Annotated in this window: 19 protein-coding genes; 6 read left to right on the top strand and 13 right to left on the bottom strand. The window is 34.2% G+C overall.

The genetic code is table 11. From position 1 onward, the window contains the following. Positions 1-80 precede the first annotated feature (80 nt). The 6 genes from ACK5ON_RS05350 to ACK5ON_RS05325 all read left to right on the top strand — a co-directional run bounded on the left by ACK5ON_RS05350 (position 81) and on the right by ACK5ON_RS05325 (position 6,310). Positions 81-869 carry a tol-pal system YbgF family protein gene (locus ACK5ON_RS05350; protein WP_396174017.1) on the top strand — a complete coding sequence of 263 codons (789 nt, stop codon included), beginning with the start codon at positions 81-83 and terminating at the stop codon, positions 867-869. 79 nt (positions 870-948) lie between these two features. After that, on the top strand, positions 949-1,431 hold the full coding sequence (gene ribH, locus ACK5ON_RS05345; RefSeq protein WP_409820590.1) for a 6,7-dimethyl-8-ribityllumazine synthase: 483 nt from the start codon (positions 949-951) through the stop codon (positions 1,429-1,431). Positions 1,432-1,598: 167 nt separating this feature from the next. Continuing rightward, positions 1,599-3,449, top strand: coding sequence for a DNA mismatch repair endonuclease MutL (gene mutL / locus ACK5ON_RS05340; protein WP_409820587.1), 1,851 nt, complete (start codon positions 1,599-1,601; stop codon positions 3,447-3,449). Continuing rightward, on the top strand, positions 3,446-4,207 hold the full coding sequence (locus ACK5ON_RS05335; protein WP_409820584.1) for a rhomboid family intramembrane serine protease: 762 nt from the start codon (positions 3,446-3,448) through the stop codon (positions 4,205-4,207). The genes mutL and ACK5ON_RS05335 overlap by 4 nt, the downstream gene beginning before the upstream one ends. Before the next feature lie 121 nt (positions 4,208-4,328). After that, positions 4,329-5,192, top strand: coding sequence for a rhomboid family intramembrane serine protease (locus tag ACK5ON_RS05330; RefSeq protein WP_409820582.1), 864 nt, complete (start codon positions 4,329-4,331; stop codon positions 5,190-5,192). A 68-nt stretch (positions 5,193-5,260) separates the two neighbouring features. Further along, a complete protein-coding gene (locus ACK5ON_RS05325) occupies positions 5,261-6,310 on the top strand; it encodes an endonuclease/exonuclease/phosphatase family protein (protein WP_396176738.1) in 1,050 nt (349 codons plus the stop codon). Here ACK5ON_RS05325 and ACK5ON_RS05320 read toward each other — a convergent pair. From ACK5ON_RS05320 to ACK5ON_RS05260, 13 genes are all read right to left on the bottom strand, one after another. Then, on the bottom strand, positions 6,300-6,920 hold the full coding sequence (locus ACK5ON_RS05320; RefSeq protein ID WP_409820578.1) for a WbqC family protein: 621 nt from the start codon (positions 6,918-6,920) through the stop codon (positions 6,300-6,302). The two genes, ACK5ON_RS05325 and ACK5ON_RS05320, sit on opposite strands and share 11 nt — an antisense overlap. A gap of 130 nt (positions 6,921-7,050) precedes the next feature. Further along, positions 7,051-8,601, bottom strand: a complete 1,551-nt coding sequence (gene lepB, locus ACK5ON_RS05315; protein ID WP_409820576.1) for a signal peptidase I — start codon at positions 8,599-8,601, stop codon at positions 7,051-7,053. Between the two features lie 79 nt (positions 8,602-8,680). Beyond that, the gene (gene dapB, locus ACK5ON_RS05310; protein WP_409820574.1) at positions 8,681-9,388 is read right to left on the bottom strand and encodes a 4-hydroxy-tetrahydrodipicolinate reductase; all 708 of its coding nucleotides are present in this window, start codon (positions 9,386-9,388) and stop codon (positions 8,681-8,683) included. Then, on the bottom strand, positions 9,389-9,943 hold the full coding sequence (locus ACK5ON_RS05305; RefSeq protein ID WP_396175804.1) for a DUF5683 domain-containing protein: 555 nt from the start codon (positions 9,941-9,943) through the stop codon (positions 9,389-9,391). Beyond that, positions 9,943-10,842 carry a ParB/RepB/Spo0J family partition protein gene (locus ACK5ON_RS05300; protein WP_396175802.1) on the bottom strand — a complete coding sequence of 300 codons (900 nt, stop codon included), beginning with the start codon at positions 10,840-10,842 and terminating at the stop codon, positions 9,943-9,945. Before ACK5ON_RS05300 ends, ACK5ON_RS05305 begins: the two co-directional genes overlap by 1 nt. A gap of 3 nt (positions 10,843-10,845) precedes the next feature. Then, entirely contained in the window at positions 10,846-11,613 is a 768-nt protein-coding gene (locus ACK5ON_RS05295; RefSeq protein WP_396175800.1) for a ParA family protein, read from the bottom strand. 176 nt (positions 11,614-11,789) lie between these two features. Beyond that, on the bottom strand, positions 11,790-12,671 hold the full coding sequence (locus tag ACK5ON_RS05290; RefSeq protein ID WP_409820570.1) for an SDR family oxidoreductase: 882 nt from the start codon (positions 12,669-12,671) through the stop codon (positions 11,790-11,792). Between the two features lie 33 nt (positions 12,672-12,704). Then, positions 12,705-13,832, bottom strand: coding sequence for a methionine aminotransferase (locus ACK5ON_RS05285; RefSeq protein ID WP_409820568.1), 1,128 nt, complete (start codon positions 13,830-13,832; stop codon positions 12,705-12,707). A gap of 105 nt (positions 13,833-13,937) precedes the next feature. Continuing rightward, positions 13,938-14,453, bottom strand: a complete 516-nt coding sequence (locus ACK5ON_RS05280) for a nuclear transport factor 2 family protein (RefSeq protein WP_396175794.1) — start codon at positions 14,451-14,453, stop codon at positions 13,938-13,940. A 102-nt stretch (positions 14,454-14,555) separates the two neighbouring features. Next, positions 14,556-16,712, bottom strand: a complete 2,157-nt coding sequence (gene scpA, locus ACK5ON_RS05275) for a methylmalonyl-CoA mutase (RefSeq protein WP_409820565.1) — start codon at positions 16,710-16,712, stop codon at positions 14,556-14,558. A 1-nt stretch (position 16,713) separates the two neighbouring features. After that, positions 16,714-17,016 carry a type II toxin-antitoxin system RelE/ParE family toxin gene (locus ACK5ON_RS05270; RefSeq protein ID WP_409820563.1) on the bottom strand — a complete coding sequence of 101 codons (303 nt, stop codon included), beginning with the start codon at positions 17,014-17,016 and terminating at the stop codon, positions 16,714-16,716. After that, complete coding sequence (locus ACK5ON_RS05265) at positions 17,006-17,242, bottom strand: hypothetical protein (protein WP_409820560.1); 237 nt, start codon at positions 17,240-17,242, stop codon at positions 17,006-17,008. Before ACK5ON_RS05265 ends, ACK5ON_RS05270 begins: the two co-directional genes overlap by 11 nt. Before the next feature lie 25 nt (positions 17,243-17,267). Further along, positions 17,268-18,626 carry a methylmalonyl-CoA mutase subunit beta gene (locus ACK5ON_RS05260; RefSeq protein WP_409820558.1) on the bottom strand — a complete coding sequence of 453 codons (1,359 nt, stop codon included), beginning with the start codon at positions 18,624-18,626 and terminating at the stop codon, positions 17,268-17,270.

Genomic DNA, 18,626 nt, shown 5'->3' with positions numbered 1-18,626 from the left:
AATTATTCAAAAATATCGATAAAAATAGCTTTTAAATATGAATAAAAATTTTATTTTTGCGCACACTAAATTAAAGATAGATGGCAACGTACAACAAAAGAGGATATAAAGCACCAAAAGAAAAAGCAGAGAAATTAGACAACAATTACATCGAAAATGTAAATGTTGATGAAAAAGACAGTACAACGGCTAAAGCATTTGATGCTCTCGATCAATCAGCATCCAAAGCAGAAGATTTTATAGCAAAAAACCAAAAATTTATTTTAGGGTCTCTTTTAGCAGTGGTTGTAGTTGTAGTAGGATATTTTGCTTATGACAAGTTCATTGCCGATCCAAAACAACAAGAAGGTGCAGAAGAATTATTTGTGCTTCAACAAAATTTCCAAAAAGCAGTGGATGATACAGCCAATAAAGCTGATTCATTATACAACTTGGTTTTAAAAGGTTCAGAAGGAAAATTTGGTGCAATAAAAATTGCTGAAGAATACTCAGGAACAGATGCTGGAAATTTAGCCAATTACTATGCTGGTATAGCTTATTTGAATACTGGAAAATATGCAGAAGCGGTTACAAGTTTAGAGAAATTTTCTTCCGATGACATTATGCTTAGTACTCTGGCAAAAGGAGCTATTGGTGATGCTTATGCTCAACAAAACAAGTCAAAAGAAGCATTAGATTTTTATTTAAAAGCAGCCGATGCTAGTAAAAATGATTTTACAAGACCTAGATATTTATTAAAAGCAGGTAAAACTGCTTTAGCATTAGGAAATAAAGTCGATGCTTTAAAGTATTTCACTGACATCAAAGACAATTATGATGCTTCACCAGAAAGCCAACAAATTGATGCATTGATTGGATTAGCACAATAAATAGTTATCAGTATTCAGTGTTTAGTTGGCAGTAAAAGATGCTGAACACTAACAACTGATAACTGAACACTTTAAAAAAATGGCTACGGCAAACAAAAACTTATCCCAATACGATAAAAACACGATCCCAAACGCGAAGGACTTTCGGTTTGGGATTGTTGTTTCAGAATGGAATGACCACATCACTAACGGATTGTATACTGGTGCCGAAGCTGCTTTATTAGATTGTGGCGCTTTGCCCGATAACATTGTACGTCAAAATGTTCCTGGTAGTTTTGAGTTGATTTATGCTGCAAAACAAATGATGAAATCACGCGACTTTGATGTGATAATAGCTATAGGTTCAGTAATTAAAGGCGAAACGATGCATTTTGATTTTGTATGCCAAGGAGTTACTAATGGTATTGCCATGCTTAATGCTGAGGGTGATATTCCTATAATTTTTTGTGTACTAACCGATAACAACGAGCAACAATCCATTGATAGAAGTGGCGGAATTCATGGAAACAAAGGAACAGAAGCCGCCATTGCCGCTATTAAAATGGCTGATTTGAAGAGATAAACTATTTGATTATTTGCTTTCTAATTATACAATCATTCTATTCAAAACGGAATAGATTTTTTTATTTTTAGGCAATTATTAACAACAAATCCCAATACTTTTTCCTTAAATTTGCTTACTTTGGTTTTTTCTCATAAACCAAAAACAATAAACTACAAACAGAATAAATGTCGAGCATAATTCAATTACTTCCCGATCATGTTGCCAACCAAATTGCCGCTGGAGAAGTCGTGCAAAGACCCGCTTCTGTTGTCAAAGAGTTACTAGAGAATGCCGTTGATGCCAAAGCGACAGACATTAAATTGATTATTAAAGATGCAGGAAAATCATTGGTTCAAGTTATTGATAATGGTTTGGGTATGAGTGTTACCGATTCGCGTTTGTGTTTTGAGCGTCATGCGACTTCTAAAATCCGTCATGCCGAAGATTTATTCTCCATACATACTAAAGGTTTTCGTGGTGAAGCATTAGCTTCCATTGCAGCGATTGCACATGTGGAAATGAAAACCAAACAAGACCAAGAAGAATTAGGAACGCACATTATTATTGAAGGTAGTAAGTTTGTCTCTCAAGAACCAGCGGTTTTGCCAAAAGGAACATCGTTTTCAATTAAGAATTTGTTTTTTAATATTCCAGCACGACGCAATTTCTTAAAATCGGAAACAGTGGAACAGCGCCATATTGTGGATGAATTCCAGCGCGTGGCATTGGCGCATCCCAATATTCATTTCACGATGTATCACAATGGAAGCGAAATGTTCAATTTGCCAATTTCTAATTTCAGACAACGTATTGTGACTATTTTTTCGGGTAAAACCAATGAGAAATTAGTTCCGGTAAAAGAAGAAACCGAAATCGTCAATCTTCATGGATTTATTGGTAAACCAGAGTTTTCTAAGAAAAATAGAGGAGAACAATTCTTTTTTGTCAATAATCGTTTTATCAAAAGTGGTTACCTCCATCATGCGGTAATGGCAGCATATGAAGGGTTGCTCAAAGACGGTGCACAACCCAGCTATTTTCTCTATCTCGATGTGCCACCTCACACCATTGACATCAATATTCATCCTACCAAAACCGAAATTAAGTTTGACGATGAACATGCTTTGTACGCTATTTTGCGTTCGGCCATCAAACACAGTTTGGGACAATTTAATGTAGCACCCGTTTTGGATTTTGACCGTGACCCAAGTCTCGACACACCTTATCAATATCAAAATAAAAAAGCGGATTATCCAACTATTCAAGTGGATAGCAACTTCAATCCTTTTTCTGAGGACAGACCCAATAAATCGTTTTCCTTTTCCTCAAATTATAAAAAACCTGAAGCACAACCGAGTTGGGAAAGTTTGTATGTGGGTTTAAAACAAGCTGGACAAGAAATTGCTGAAATGACTTTTGAGAACGAGTCAGTTACTTCTTCTTTATTTGACGAAACCGATGTGGAACAAGAAGTTAAAAGAACCTATCAAATTCATAAAAAATACATTGTCAGTCCAATAAAATCGGGTATGGTAATTATTAATCAAAAACGAGCACATGAGCGTGTATTGTATGAGGAATTTTTGACTAGCATGACGGTAAATCAAGCGTCAAGTCAGCAATTGTTGTTTCCTTTGGAACTGTATTTTTCTTCCAATGAAATAAAATTAATTACCGAATTACAATTGCCATTGGAGAATTTAGGATTTATTTTTGATGAGATTAAAGACGATTTTATTTTAGTTTCAGGTTTACCTGTTACGATTTCTGAAAGTAAAGCTTCTATTGTTTTGGATGATTTGCTAACCGATTTACAAAATGGAATTCCAGATAGTAGTTTTTCGCAAAATGATACGATTGCCAAGTCAATGGCCAAAAGTTTAGCTGTAAGAACAGGAACCTATTTAACTGAAAAAGAACAAGAAAACTTAGTTCACAATCTTTTTGCTTGTAGAGAACCCAATATGTCCCCATTTCAAAAACCAACTTTCATCACGATGAGTGTGGAAGATTTAGATAAAAAATTCAGCTTATGATGCAAATGACCAATACTGTTAAGCAGTTACTGATTATCAATATTATATTTTACATTGGTTCCAATATCAATGGCGATTTTGTTTATCAACTATTTTCAATGTATCCACCACAAAATCCTAATTTCCGATTTTGGCAACCACTCACTAGTATGTTTATGCATGCGCCAATGCCCAATTTAATGCATATTGTATTTAATATGTTTGCTTTGGTTTCTTTTGGTAGTGCTTTGGAGCATTTTTGGGGAGCAAAAAAGTTTATTTTCTTTTATATTTCCTGCGGATTGGGTGCGGCTTTATTGCATGTTGGCGTAAATTATTTAGAATATCAACATGCTTTAGAAGCTTTGCAAAGTGTAAATATTCCACAAGATATTATAACTGCTATAATAAAAGAAGGGAAGTATAATGATAAAGTATTGGAATTGGTTCCATTATCAACTATTGAGGAATTGTATTTTTCTTTCAATACACCATCTCTTGGAGCTTCTGGTGCTATTTATGGATTGTTGACAGCTTTTGCGTTTATGTTTCCCAATGCTGAGTTGGCTTTATTATTTATTCCAGTTCCGATAAAAGCCAAGTATTTTGTACCTGGAATTATCGCCATTGATTTATTTTTAGGATTTAAAGGCAACTCACTTTTTGGTAATGGCGGAACGGGAATTGCTCACTTTGCTCATATTGGTGGTGCTTTGTGCGGGTTTTTAATGATGTGGTATTGGAAGAAAAATTCGTTTAATAAAAATAGGTGGGATTAAATTTAACCACTAAGCACACAAAGTAGCCACAAAGTCCACAATTTTTTCTTAAACTTTGTGAGCATCGTGCAAAACTTAGTGCCCTTTGTGGTTTAATAAACAAATAGTTTTAAAATTTAGTATGAGTATCATTGAAGATCTAAAATTACAATACAGAATAGGCGGCATAGCCAATAAAATGATTTATTGGAATGTGGGTATCTTTTTGATATCCATACCTTTATTTTACCAATTTAAGTTGGGCGTTTTTGATTATCCCAATTGGTTGGCCGTTTCATCTGAGCCAACTGTTGTTTTGACTAGACCATGGACATTATTGACGTATGCTTTTTTTCATTACGGATTTTTGCATTTGTTTTTTAATATGATGGTTTTAAACTTCACGAGTAGACTGTTTTTAACCTTTTTTACCCAAAAACAATATCTAGGATTGTATATTTTGAGTGCTATTTTTGCAGGATTGGTTTATGTCTTGAGTTTTTATTTACTAGGAAAATCTTCAATGATGGTTGGTGCTTCGGCAGCTGTTATGGCATTGTTGGTTGCCACTACTACTTATCAACCCTTAATGGAATTACGTTTACTATTAATTGGAAATGTAAAACTATGGCACATTACTGCTGTGTTGCTTATCTTAGATTTATTGCAAATTCAAATAGACAATACTGGCGGACACATTGCACATTTGAGCGGAGCTTTTTTTGGTTATATTTACATTAAGTTATTACAAAATGGAACTGATTTAAGCCGTATAGTAAGCTCAGTTATAGAATTCTTCGTTTCATTGTTCAGCACAAAAAAAGCAACAACCTTCAAAAGAGTTCACGTAAATTCCAAAAAACCTATTGAAAAAAGAAATAGTAAAATTGTTACCAAAGATAAAACGCAGCAACAAATTGACGAAATCTTAGATAAAATCAGCAAATCGGGTTATGACAGCTTGACCACAGAAGAGAAAGAGTTTCTTTTTAGGACTGGCAAGTAGTTTTATTCTTTGCATATTTGTTTAGTTTTTTTATATTGGAATTTGTAATTTTTAAATTGTAATTTTTTTTGAAAAAATTGTCGTGGTTTAATAAAGTGGTATTCGCATTCAATATAGTGTTGACTGTATTGACTTTTATTGCTTATGTGTTACCATTTTTGGCACCAAAATTATTTCCATTACTTTCGGTTTTGACCTTAATTTTGCCTTTGTTTCTCATTTTAAACGGCTTGTTTTTTCTCTATTGGTTGCTTCAACTGAAACGACAAGTTATCCTTTCGGGAATGGTATTGTTACTCGGAATAACTTTCATCAATAAGTTTTATAAATTTTCCTCAACCAATTCAGCTGAAGAGGAAAAGGATTTCACAGTGATGAGCTACAATGTTCGACTGTTTAATATTTTTAAATGGATTCCCGATGAAAATGTTGGCGAAACTATTTTGACTTTTATCAACGAACAAAATCCAGATATTTTGTGCATACAAGAATATTCCGAAAATGCCAAAGTTGATTTGAGAGTCTACAAATACAAAGCCATATTTATGTCGGGCAAAAAAATCAAAACGGGTCAGGCCATTTTCTCTAAATTTCCAATTTTTAATCAAGGGGATTTTAAAATTCCCGAAGCCGGAAATAATATAATTTATGCCGATATTCGAAAAGGGAAAGACACCATCAGAGTGTACAATATTCATTTGCAATCGATAAAAATTTCCCCTGATGTTAATGAAATTGAAGATAATGTCGATGTAATTGACCAAAGTAAATCCCAACTGCTTTTTGGTAGAATTCGAGACGCTTTTAAAACACAAGAGCATCAAGCAGAGATTTTAGTCAAGCATAAAAAGGAGTGTCATTATCCTATTATTATATGTGGCGATATGAATAATAGTCCGTTTTCGTACGTTTACAGAAACATCAAATCCGATTTAAACGATTGTTTTGAAGAAGCCGGAACTGGTTTTGGTCAAACATATAAGTTTAAATATTATCCAGCACGAATTGATTACATCTTTGCCGAAAAGAAAATGAAAGTAAAAAGTTTTACCAGCTTTTCCCAGTTTGAAAACTCCGACCATTTTCCTATAATGACACGGCTTTCTTTTATAGAGTAGTAAATTCCTGCCGCTTCAAATACGCCAAAGCATGCCTCCCTTCGTTAAACAACAAATCCAAAATAGAGAGATTATTCAGATAACCGTGCTTTTCACCAAAAACTTGAGTGTATTTTTCAAAAGTTGAAGTATCTTTTTTTCCATTCACCAAGTAGCGCAAATCCTTTTTATGAGCCACTTCGTGAAAATATTCAGTTGTTTCAGTATAGTCAAAATCCAAACCCAAACACTTAGAAACTACCGACATAGTTTCTAGGTTTAAGTCCATCAAAAAAGTATGTTTCTTTTGAAAAATGGGCAGAATAGCATCTTCAAAATATTCAAAGAAAGGAGAAGTTCTATAAGCCGCCTCAAGCGATTTGAAATGTTGCTTTTGCCAATCAAAAGCCGTTTCAAGTTTGACATCTTTCGTTTTTTGATGCCCTGTTTTGGAATGTTTGATAGGAATATTGAGCAACTGAACACCATTCGGACTGTAAATATACATTCGGTTCCTATTGGTTTGTTTTTGAAAATGATCATCCATTTCAAAAGTCACTAAGCCACTTTGTGCAATGGCCACAAAATGACTGATAGAGGGAAAGTAGGAGGGATGGATTAAAAGGTTCATTTCGGTTTGTTTAAAATGGTTTAAAGTTGTTTGATATGGTTTAAGGTTGTTTTACGGTAACATTCAACAATTTAAACTTTTAAACAACTTTAAACTTTTAAACAACTTTAAACTCTTAAACTATAAACATTTAAACTTTACTTGCTTTTCTCTTTTTCCAAAAATATTCCCCCACAAAATACAATACCAGTAAACCAAGGAAATACTTAAAGTAGGATTGAGGTTGACCATCGCCACTTACAGTTGTAAATAATCTGTCCCAACGAATTTTGTTGATACCTTTTCCGTTTGTATCCCAACTCATCCAAATAAAAACAGGTTTCCCTACGATATGATCATCGGGAACATACCCCCAATAGCGACTATCTTCTGAATTGTTTCTGTTATCTCCCATCATCCAATAGTAATTTTTTTGGAACGTATAGGAAGTCACTTTTTTATCATTAATGTAAATATCATTTCCAACAACCTTTAAATCATGTTTTTCATAAACCGAAATAATTCTCTTATAAAATGGTAGTGTTTGAAGATTTAAGGCTACTGTTTTTCCGGCTTCTGGAATGTAAATAGGGCCAAAGTTGTCACTATTCCAATTTGGATTATGACTAAAGATATTACTTTCACCTTCTTTTGAAATCGCTTGTGTCACTGATTTTATTCCCGGAACATTTCGCAAACGGTTAGCACCTTCGGCTGTCAACGCTCTTAAATATAAAGTGTCTCGAGCTTCATTTTTAAATCCTGCACCATCTGTAGAACCAATATCTTTTAATAAAAATTCAAAATCAATAGGCACATTCATATCATAAGTTACAAAATAGGAATACTGCGTTTTTGCTCTTTCAGGTAAAATTAATTCCTTTCCATTAATATATACTGTTCCGTTTTTGATTTGCAAAGAATCGCCTGGTGTTCCTTGACAACGTTTTACATAGTTTGATTTCTTGTCAATAGGTTTTAAAATACTTCTTCCTGAAGTGTCAAAGAACTTGTAAACTGTGTCTGCTGGCCAGTTGAAAACAACAATATCATTTTTCTGAATTTTTTGAAAACCAGGAAATCTAAAATAGGGTAGTTGAGGCCAACTGGAATAGGATTTTATTTTAACTAATGGCAGTGTGTCATGAACCATTGGTGCAGCTACAGTTGTCATAGGTGTTCTAGCGCCATAATGAAATTTACTCACAAAAAGAAAATCACCAACCAATAATGATTTTTCCAATGAGGAAGTTGGAATGGTATACGGTTGCATCACATAAGTATGCACCAAAGTAGCCACAACAATCGCAAAAAGCAAAGAGCTAATTGTGTCGCCAGTTTTGGTTCTAGCCATTAAACTTCTATCGGTAATGAGAGTTACGTCTTGAGTATAGTTGATATAATAGATATAAAATCCAAAAGTAAAAATTCCTAAAAGTGTATCCATTGTTGAGTTTTTGCCAAAACTTCGTAATGTTTCTACCCAAACCACCGGAAACATTATTAAGTTGATAATAGGAATAAACAATAAAACGGTCCACCATGTTGGTCGATTGATGATTTTCATTAATACGATGGAATTGTATATAGGAACAAAAGCTTCCCATCTTTTTCTTCCTGCTTTTTCATATAATTTCCATGTTCCTAATCCGTGAATTAGTTGCACTATAAGGAAAAATATAATCCAGTGATATGTTGTCATGATGTTATTTTTAAAAGGTTATAAGTGTATAAGTTTGTTTATGATAAAATTTGTTACAGTTTTTGTTATTTGGAATTTGTTATTTGGAATTTAAATCAAGTACATCCTTCATCGAAAAAACACCTTTTTTACCAATAATCCATTCGGCAGCAACGACAGCACCTAAAGCAAATCCCTCTCGATTGTGAGCCACATGTTTGATTTCAATAAAATCCACTTCAGAATTGTAAGTAACAGTATGTGTTCCTGGCACATTTTCAATTCGTTTGACGTCAATAAACAAATCATCTTCTTTTGGGTTTTCGATAGCCCAATTGTTTTTATCGGAATGATTGATAACCGCATTCGCCAATGAAATAGCGGTTCCGCTGGGTTTGTCAAGTTTTTCGGTGTGATGAATTTCTTCCATAGAAACCTTATATTCTTTGAACTTCGACATTATTTTAGCCAGATAATCGTTCAATTCAAAAAACAAATTTACACCCAAACTAAAATTGGAACCATAAAGAAAGGCGGCATTTTTTTCTTCGCAAAGTGAAACCATTTCATGATAATTTTCTAGCCAACCTGTAGTTCCCGAAACAATAGGAATTCCAGCATTAAAACAGGCAGAGATATTGCTTACAGCTGCATTAGGAACACTAAAATCAATAGCAACATCGGCAGATAATAGTCCTTCAAAAGTATTGGTGTCGTCTTTTCTCAGAACAATTTCGTGTCCTCTTTCCAAAGCAATTCTTTCAATCACTTTACCCATTTTACCATATCCTAATAAAGCTATTTTCATTTAGAATTTGTAATTAAAAGTTAGACCTATGTTCGGTTTTGCCGTAAATTCATTTTGATAAATATCGGGTGCGAGTGATAATTTTTCACTTACATTGAATTGAGTTAAATGGGCATCAACATTGGCATCCACAATGTTTAAAACGTAAAAAGCGATGGTCACCAATAAAGATAAATCTCTATTTCGTTGGTAAAATCGTTGTGCTGCTATTAGTCTTGAGTCATCAAGGTAATCATATTCATCTTGAAGTCCGAGTAATCTCTTTTTATAAGCATCACGGTAACTATGGTATTTTTTATTGTTATCCAAATAAAAATACATACTAGTTCCAATAGCTCCGTAAACTAGAGGTATTTTCCAGTATTTTTTATTATATGCTTGGCCCAATCCAGGTAAAATGGCTGAATAAAACGCCGCTTTGGAGGGTCTTAGTGGATCTATTTCTTGAAGTTTTGTGGTGTCTTTTGCAATGATAACATCGCCGATTTCTTGAGAAAAAACATTTTGATTTCCAAATAGAATAAAAAATAGAGCTATGTAAAGTAACCTATTCACTAACCTTTTATTAATTTGATAATGCGGTTAAAATCTTCCTCCGAATGAAATGGAATGGTGATTTTCCCTTTTCCATTTCCAGCTACTTTTACGTCTATTTTGGTACCAAAGAAATTTCCAAACGCCTTCTTTTGCTCATCATCAATAGTAAAAGTAGTGTTTTTTTTAGCTTTAGCTGGAGTAGGTTTTATACTGTCTTGATAATTTTTTACTAAAGCTTCTGTTTCACGAACAGATAGATTTTGACTGACTATTTTTTGGTAAATATCGGTTTGAACCTCTTGGTTATCGATATTGATAATGGCGCGACCATGACCCATGCTGATAAAACCATCACGAATTCCGGTTTGGATAATCGGGTCTAATTTCAACAATCGAAGATAGTTAGCAATAGTTGAACGTTTTTTTCCAACTCTATCGCTCATTTGTTCTTGTGTCAGTTGGATTTCGTCAATTAATCTTTGGTAAGAAAGCGCAATTTCTATAGGGTCTAAGTCATGACGTTGTATGTTTTCTACTAATGCCATGATTAATGAATCATTGTCATTGGCAATTCTAATGTAAGCTGGAACAGTAGCAAGTCCAATTAATCTAGAAGCACGCAAACGTCTTTCTCCTGATATTAATTGGTATTTGTTGAAATCCAATTTTCGTACAGTAATGGGTTGTATAACTCCTAATTCTTTGATGGAAGAAGCTAATTCTTGTAATGAATCTTCATTGAAATTTGTTCTCGGTTGAAACGGATTAATTTCAATCGCATCAATATCTAGTTCGATGATATTCCCAACAACTTTATCGGCATTTTTATCACCTATGGATTTAATATCATTTTCAGGATCTTTTAATAGAGCAGATAATCCTCTTCCTAACGCTTGTTTTTGTATCGCTTTTGCCATGGCTTATTTGCTGTTTTTTTTGATAATTTCTTGTGCCAAACTTAAGTAATTTGAAGCACCTCGGCTTGTTGCGTCAAAGTTAATAATACTTTCTCCAAAACTTGGCGCTTCGCTCAATTTTACATTTCGTTGAATAATAGTTTTGAAAACCATATCGTTGAAGTGTTTTTGCACTTCTTCCACCACTTGATTCGACAAACGCAAACGCGAGTCAAACATGGTTAGTAAAAGACCTTCAATATCTAAATCGGCGTTGTGAATTCTTTGTACACTTTTAATCGTGTTTAATAATTTGCCCAAACCTTCCAGAGCAAAGTATTCACATTGAATTGGAATTAGAACACTATCGGCAGCGGTTAAAGCATTTAAGGTTAGTAAACCCAATGATGGTGCGCAATCAATAATGATATAATCGTATTGGTCTTTGATGGTTTCCAATGCTTGTTTGAGCATGTATTCGCGGTTTTCTTTATCTACTAATTCAATTTCTATCGCAACCAAATCAATATGCGCTGGAATTACCCAAACATTGGGTGAAGAACAAGCAATAATGGCCTCTTCGGGAATATTACTATGTTCTAAAATCTGATAAGTACCAATGGTAACATTTTCCACATCAATGCCCAATCCCGAACTTGCATTGGCTTGTGGATCTGCATCAATTAATAACACTCTTTTTTCTAAAACTCCCAGTGATGCTGCAAGATTAACCGAAGTGGTTGTCTTCCCAACACCGCCTTTTTGATTGGCAATAGCAATGATTTTACCCATTTATTTTTTGTAGATTTTGAGCCGTAAAAATACAATTATTTATGGCTTTGCCAACGGAATTTTGTTAACAATGTGGTAAATTTACGAGTTACGAGTTAAAGGTTTCGAGTTGTCAATTGATTGTAAAGATTTTGAAGTTTTTTAAACTCGCAACTTGTAACCCGAAACCAAAAAAACTATTTATTCCCTTTATTCTTAATCATTACTTCCAGCATATCCCACATTTCCTGAGGGATTTTTTCAAGGATATTAAATTGTCCCGCGCCTTGCAACCATTCGCCACCATCAATAACAATCACTTCACCATTGATATAGGCAGAGAAATCGGAAACTAAATAGGCAGCCAAATTGGCTAATTCTTGATGGTCACCAACTCTTCGTAACGGCACTTTTTTCGCCATGTCAAATTTTTCGGCTAAATCGCCGGGTAATAATCGGTCCCAAGCGCCTTTGGTAGGAAATGGTCCAGGAGCAATGGCGTTCATTCGAATACCATATTTTGCCCATTCTACCGCCAAACTTCTCGTCATCGCTAATACTCCAGCTTTGGCTGTAGCACTTGGTACTACATAACCCGAACCTGTCCAAGCATAGGTAGTCACGATATTCAAAACATTGCAGTTGGTTTGTTTGGTTGCTATCCAATGTTTTCCGAAAGCCAAAGTACAGTTTTTGGAACCTTTCAGGACAATATCAATAATGGTATCAAAGGCATTGGCCGATAATCTTTCGGTAGGTGAGATGAAGTTTCCAGCGGCATTGTTCAGTAAAACATCAACTTTACCAAAGGTTTTTAATACTTCGGCAAGCATAGCTTCTACTTGGTCATAATGACGAACATCACACTGAATAGGGAGGCATTTTCCACCCGTTTGTTTTTCGAGTTCCGATGAGGTGATTTTTAATTTTTCTAAATCTCTAGAAGTGATGGCCACTTTGGCACCAAGTTCTAAAAAATATTGGGTCATGGCTTTGCCCAAGCCACTTCCGCCACCAGTTACTACTATTACTTTGTCTGATAAAGCATTATCACGAAGCATTTTTGCTGAAAAATTCATAAGTTTTATTTTTTAGTAAAGATATAATTTTAATTATAATTTTCGCAATCGTTCTGCGGCTTGTATCAAGGTTTTATCGTCTTTGGCAAAGCAAAATCGTATGTATTTATTGTCTTTATTATTGGCATAAAAAGTTGAAATAGGGATAGTTGCCACACCAAATTCGGTAACCAATCGTTTGGTGAAATCTATATCATTTTCATTTGAAATTGAAGCATAAGAAGCCACTTGAAAATAGGTGCCTTCGCAAGGCATAAGTTTCAATTTAGTGTCTTTAAGTAGGTTTTGGAAGAAATCTCTTTTTTGTTGGTAAAACTTTCCAATGGCATTCACATCGACCAAATTGATATATTCATTGATGGCATGTTGAGCAATACTGCTAACGCTAAAAACCAAGAACTGATGTACTTTTTTAATTTCTATCATTAAGTTTTCGGGAGCAATAACATAGCCGACTTTCCAACCCGTAATATGAAATGATTTTCCGAAAGAGCCAATGATAATGCTTTTCTCCCAAAGTTTAGGACGATGATGCACCGAAATATGTTTTTGTTCAAAAGTGATGTATTCATATACTTCATCCGAAAGTACGTGTAGGTTAGGGTAGGCATCCACTAATTTTTCTAGTTGTAAAAAATCATTCTCTGTCCATGTTTTTCCAGTTGGATTATGCGGATTGTTGATAATAATGAGTTTGGTATTTTTATTGGTAGCATTAGCTATTTTTTCCCAATTGGGCGTAAAATCATCACTAAGTGAAATCCGAATAGGTTTGGCATTACTTAATAAAATAGGGGCTTCATAGCAGTCGTAACAGGGGTCAAGGATAATTACTTCGTCGTTTGTTTTTACCAAAGCTTGAATGGTGGCAAAAATTCCTTCGGTAGCACCAGCAGTAATTAGAATTTCTTCTTTCGGTGAAATAATTCTCTGATAAGATTGATTTGTCAGATTGGTTATTTTTTCCAAAAGTGAAGGCAAACCACTCATGGGAGTGTATTGATGAATATTTTCTTTGGCTAAACCAGTAAGAATTGAGGTCAATCTTTCGTCAACTGGAAAATTGGGAAAACCTTGCGAAAGATTGATAGCATTATGTTCTGAAGCCATTTGCGACATTACGGTAAAAATGCTTGTGCCAATATGTGGAAGTTTAGACATATATTGTAATTGGTTTTAAAAGTACTATTTTTATTAATTTGGAACAAAAAAAGCACCTCATTTTAGAGATGCTTTTTTTAGTAAAAAGAATATTTGCTTTTTAAATTATTTTTTTTCTTTTTCTGCTTCTTCCTTACTTTCTAATCTTCTATCTGATGCAGACATATCTCTAACGCAAAGATATTTACCATCTATTTTTTCAAAAACAGCAATATAATTTCCAGTATACAAAGCTGTGCTTGTTGAGTCTGAAACTCTATAGTTACCTATTTCCACCACTTGTATTCCATCAGAGGAAGGAAAAATTTCATTTACTACAAACGCAATTTGGTATCCTTTTGGAAAACCAGCTAGGTCTTCTTTAATAGATTTCTCGATATCAAATCTTCCAACAATTGGTGGTTTGTTTTGAGAAAAACTTACGGCATTTACATCATAGTAATGAGACGCATTTACATTTCGATCATTAAACATTTCTGCCATCTTGTTTTCGATGGCTTGTATTTCGTTTTTAATTTGTTCTTTATCTATTCCAATTGGTTCTTCTTTTTTGGGTTGACAGGCAATAAAAAGAATAGTTAATGAACATAAAATCATCCTTTTAAAAATTTTGTTTTTCATAATAATAGAGATAGATTAATACTAATTTTAGATTACTTACAAAGTTTTACAAATGTTAAAGATAATAAAATTTGTTTTTGTTTAAACTAATTTTTAATATTTTTATTCTGCTAATAGCACTTCCAAAATAGTTATAGCTGCTTCACTAATTTTTGTTCCAGGACCAAATACAGCAACAGCACCAGCATCAAAAAGGAACTGGTAATCTTGGGCAGGAATTACGCCGCCAACAATCACCATCATATCTTCGCGTCCGAATTTTTTTAATTCTTCAATGACTTGTGGAACTAATTTTTTATGTCCGGCTGCCAATGAGGAAACGCCAAGAATGTGCACATCATTTTCTACAGCTTGTTTGGCAGCTTCTGCTGGAGTTTGAAATAATGGTCCAATGTCTACATCAAAACCTACGTCGGCATAACCGGTTGCAACTACTTTAGCACCCCGATCATGTCCGTCCTGTCCCATTTTGGCAATCATAATTCTAGGACGACGACCATCTTTCTTAGCAAAAGCGTCGGCTAATTGTTTTGCCTTTTCAAAACTCTCATCATTCTTGATTTCTTTACTATACACGCCGCTAAAACTTTTAATTTGTGCTTTATATCTTCCGAAAACTACTTCCAAAGCATCACTAATTTCACCCAATGTGGCTCTATTTCGTGCTGCTTCTACAGCCAAAGATAATAAATTGTCATTCAGATGACTATTAGAATCTGTAGTGTTTTCCGTTGACTTCTTTGCAGAAGCAGTTAATTTTGTCAAACATTCGGCAACTTTTGTGTTGTTTCGAGTGGCTTTTATTTGGGTTAAACGCTCAATTTGTTGCTTGCGCACCATATCGTTATCAACATCTAAAATTTGTAATGGATCTTCTTTGTCCAAGCGGTATTTGTTGACGCCTACAATAATATCTTTACCACTGTCAATTCGAGCTTGTTTTCTTGCTGCTGCTTCTTCGATACGTAATTTTGGAATTCCGGCTTCTATGGCTTTCGTCATGCCACCTAGTTCTTCTACTTCTTCAATTAATTTCCAAGCGTTTTGCGCAATTTCGTTTGTCAAACTTTCTACATAATAACTGCCAGCCCAAGGATCAACAGTTTTGCAAATTTTAGTTTCTTCCTGTAAAAATATTTGAGTATTTCGGGCAATTCGAGCTGAGAAATCGGTTGGTAAAGCAATTGCTTCGTCTAACGCGTTGGTGTGTAACGATTGAGTTCCTCCAAATACCGCTGCTGCTGCTTCAATTGTAGTTCGAGCCACATTATTAAAGGGATCTTGTTCGGTTAAACTCCAACCCGAAGTTTGGCAATGGGTTCGAAGCACTAGGGATTTTTCATCTTTTGGATTGAACTGTTTTAATAATTTTGCCCACAACATTCTACCTGCTCGCATTTTGGCAATTTCCATAAAATGATTCATCCCAATTGCCCAGAAAAAAGATAGGCGAGGTGCGAATTCATCGATTTTCATTCCTGTTGATAAGCCAGTTCGAATGTATTCTAAACCATCGGCTAGGGTGTAAGCCAATTCAATATCGGCAGTGGCTCCCGCTTCTTGCATGTGATATCCCGAGATAGAAATTGAGTTGAATTTTGGCATTTTTTTGCTGGTGTATTTAAAAATATCAGCAATGATTTTCATGGAAGGCGTTGGTGGATAGATATAGGTATTGCGCACCATAAACTCCTTCAAAATATCGTTTTGTATCGTTCCCGAAAGTAATTCTGGAGCAACACCTTGTTCTTCGGCAGCTACAATATAAAAAGCCATAATGGGTAAAACCGCACCATTCATGGTCATGGAAACCGACATTTCGCCCAATGGAATTTGGTCGAAAAGAATTTTCATGTCCTCTACGGAATCGATAGCAACCCCCGCTTTTCCTACATCGCCAAAAACACGTTCGTGATCAGAGTCGTAACCTCTATGTGTAGCTAAATCGAATGCTACAGACAATCCTTTTTGTCCAGCTCCTAAATTTCTTCTATAAAATGCGTTACTTTCTTCGGCAGTAGAAAATCCCGCATATTGACGGATGGTCCAAGGACGACGAACATACATCGTGGCATAAGGACCGCGTAGGTTAGGGGCAAAGCCAGCACCGAAACCGATATGTTCCAACCCAACTATATCTTCTTTTGAATAGTTGGATTTGATCTCAATATTTTCAGCGGTTAAAAAATGGTCATTTCCAGAAACTTCTGACTTCTGACTTCCGACTTCTAGCTTTAAATGTTGGATGTTTTTTCTCAATTTAATAATCGGTTTTATTTTTCCAGTTTTTAGTATCTCTTGACGTGTGAATTACTGCTTTTATTAAAATTTCATTGTCAATAATTTCATAATGAATTAAATAAGGAAATTTTTTAATTAAAACAACTCTTGTCGTATCATATCTTATCTGAAATGAAATCGGATTGCTTTTTACAACTTTCATTTCTAAGCTTACATTTTTTAAAAATCTCTTGCCTAATCCCTTTTGAATATCTTCATACCAAGATGAAATTTCACTTAAATCAGATTTAGCTTTTGGAAATATTTTTAACTTATAAATCATTTTCTAAATCTTTCATAACATCATCAAAATCTAAAGCTATAGATGGGTTTTTGAAAAATTCAAGAGTTCTTTCTCTAACTTCATTAATTTGCCATTGTGGAATTGAATACTCATTATTTTGAGATGGCAATATAATTACATCCACTAAATCGGCATTAAAATCTTCAGGTAAAATAATATTAATGGTATGGTTTTTAACTTTAACAGTTTGTCTTATCGCTTCCATAGTTTCTTTTTGATAAAGTTATGAATTATTCTGATGCTAATCGCTCTTGTTCTAATTTCTCAGCCAATCGCTTTTCTATAATCGGTGTAATTAACGTTTTGCGAGGATTTTGTTTGACAAAAGGGTACAATTCCAAATCGTTTTTCATGCTATCGTTTTTGTTTGGATATTTGTTGGTTCCTAATAAATTTTCTTTTCCACTGTCAAACAGTTCCTGTTCTTTGGTGGCACTTTCACTGATTTTCTTTTGAATGTTGCCTTCGATTAATTGAGTGATGAAACCACCATTAGCTTCAATTTCTTTAAATAATAGTAATGCTTTTTCGGCCAATTGCTCAGTTAGGTTTTCAATATAATAAGCACCATCAGCTGGATTATTGACTTTGTCAAAATAGCTTTCGTGTTTTAAAATCAACAATTGATTTCTAGCGATTCGATCACCAAATTCATTGTCCTTGTGGTACAAAGAATCATAAGGAAGATTGGCAATACTATTGGCTCCGCCCAAAATTGCCGACATGCATTCGGTTGTGGTTCGCAACATATTTACGTTGTAATCGTATAATGTTTTGTTTCGTTTTGTTGGAGTTAAAATAATGTGACAATCTAAGTTATGATTATATTCTTTTGCCAAAGTTTTGAACAATAAACGTAGAGCTCGAAGTTTGGCAATTTCAAAAAAGTAATTGGTTCCAACAGAAACTTCAATAGTAATAGCTTGATTTATATTTTGAATTCTATTGAAGTATTCGTTTACATGGGCCAAAGTATACGCTAATTGTTGGACCATATTGGCACCTGCGTTTTGGTAAATTCCGCTATTTATAGTTAAAAAAGGAATAGAAATTTTGTTGCTAATTGTATTCAGTTTTTCAAAATCTTTATCTAAGTTATCAAACCAATTTCCATCTTTAGCTAATTGTCCAATAGGATCAATTTGAATGTGACATTTAGCATGATTTTTGGTAACAAACGCATTGATTTTATTGACGAAATCAATGGAAAGGAATGGCAAATAAAAAAAATACTGTGTATTTTTTAAAGGAAGTTTATCCATTAAATCTTCAATAGAAACAGTATCCTTTTCTATTGTAAATCGAATACTATCGGCACCGCGATTTAATGTATCGAAAGCTCTTTTGTTGGATAAGGCAACATCGTGTACGTAGATGTTTTGCAGAATGGAAAAACTATTTTTTGTAGTGTTGATGTCAAATTTTACTATATCTTCATCATTATGATAAAATGGTTTTACTTTAATGCCTTCAGGACTTTCCCAAACCAAAGTATCGTTATAATCAGCACCTTTAAGTTCGTATTGAATGAGTTGTTTCCATTGTTTGGAAGACACAGGATTGAATTCTTCAAATAAATGCTCTGCCAT

Origin of the sequence: Flavobacterium sp. (genome assembly GCF_046317795.1) — a bacterium.
GTDB lineage: Bacteria > Bacteroidota > Bacteroidia > Flavobacteriales > Flavobacteriaceae > Flavobacterium.
The sequence above is the reverse complement of the archived record's forward strand: the minus strand, read 5'-3'. Positions and strand labels throughout refer to the sequence as shown.

Coding starts and splice junctions, on each gene's coding strand:
- dapB (WP_409820574.1), bottom strand. CDS start 9,388: ATGAAAATAGCTTTATTAGGATATGGTAAAATGGGTAAAGTGATTGAA.
- ACK5ON_RS05295 (WP_396175800.1), bottom strand. CDS start 11,613: ATGGGTAAAATCATTGCTATTGCCAATCAAAAAGGCGGTGTTGGGAAG.
- ACK5ON_RS05280 (WP_396175794.1), bottom strand. CDS start 14,453: ATGAAAAACAAAATTTTTAAAAGGATGATTTTATGTTCATTAACTATT.
- lepB (WP_409820576.1), bottom strand. CDS start 8,601: ATGACAACATATCACTGGATTATATTTTTCCTTATAGTGCAACTAATT.
- ACK5ON_RS05290 (WP_409820570.1), bottom strand. CDS start 12,671: ATGAATTTTTCAGCAAAAATGCTTCGTGATAATGCTTTATCAGACAAA.
- ACK5ON_RS05285 (WP_409820568.1), bottom strand. CDS start 13,832: ATGTCTAAACTTCCACATATTGGCACAAGCATTTTTACCGTAATGTCG.
- ACK5ON_RS05300 (WP_396175802.1), bottom strand. CDS start 10,842: ATGGCAAAAGCGATACAAAAACAAGCGTTAGGAAGAGGATTATCTGCT.
- ACK5ON_RS05335 (WP_409820584.1), top strand. CDS start 3,446: ATGATGCAAATGACCAATACTGTTAAGCAGTTACTGATTATCAATATT.
- ACK5ON_RS05350 (WP_396174017.1), top strand. CDS start 81: ATGGCAACGTACAACAAAAGAGGATATAAAGCACCAAAAGAAAAAGCA.
- ACK5ON_RS05320 (WP_409820578.1), bottom strand. CDS start 6,920: ATGAACCTTTTAATCCATCCCTCCTACTTTCCCTCTATCAGTCATTTT.
- mutL (WP_409820587.1), top strand. CDS start 1,599: ATGTCGAGCATAATTCAATTACTTCCCGATCATGTTGCCAACCAAATT.
- ACK5ON_RS05265 (WP_409820560.1), bottom strand. CDS start 17,242: ATGGAAGCGATAAGACAAACTGTTAAAGTTAAAAACCATACCATTAAT.
- ACK5ON_RS05330 (WP_409820582.1), top strand. CDS start 4,329: ATGAGTATCATTGAAGATCTAAAATTACAATACAGAATAGGCGGCATA.
- ACK5ON_RS05260 (WP_409820558.1), bottom strand. CDS start 18,626: ATGGCAGAGCATTTATTTGAAGAATTCAATCCTGTGTCTTCCAAACAA.
- ACK5ON_RS05270 (WP_409820563.1), bottom strand. CDS start 17,016: ATGATTTATAAGTTAAAAATATTTCCAAAAGCTAAATCTGATTTAAGT.
- ribH (WP_409820590.1), top strand. CDS start 949: ATGGCTACGGCAAACAAAAACTTATCCCAATACGATAAAAACACGATC.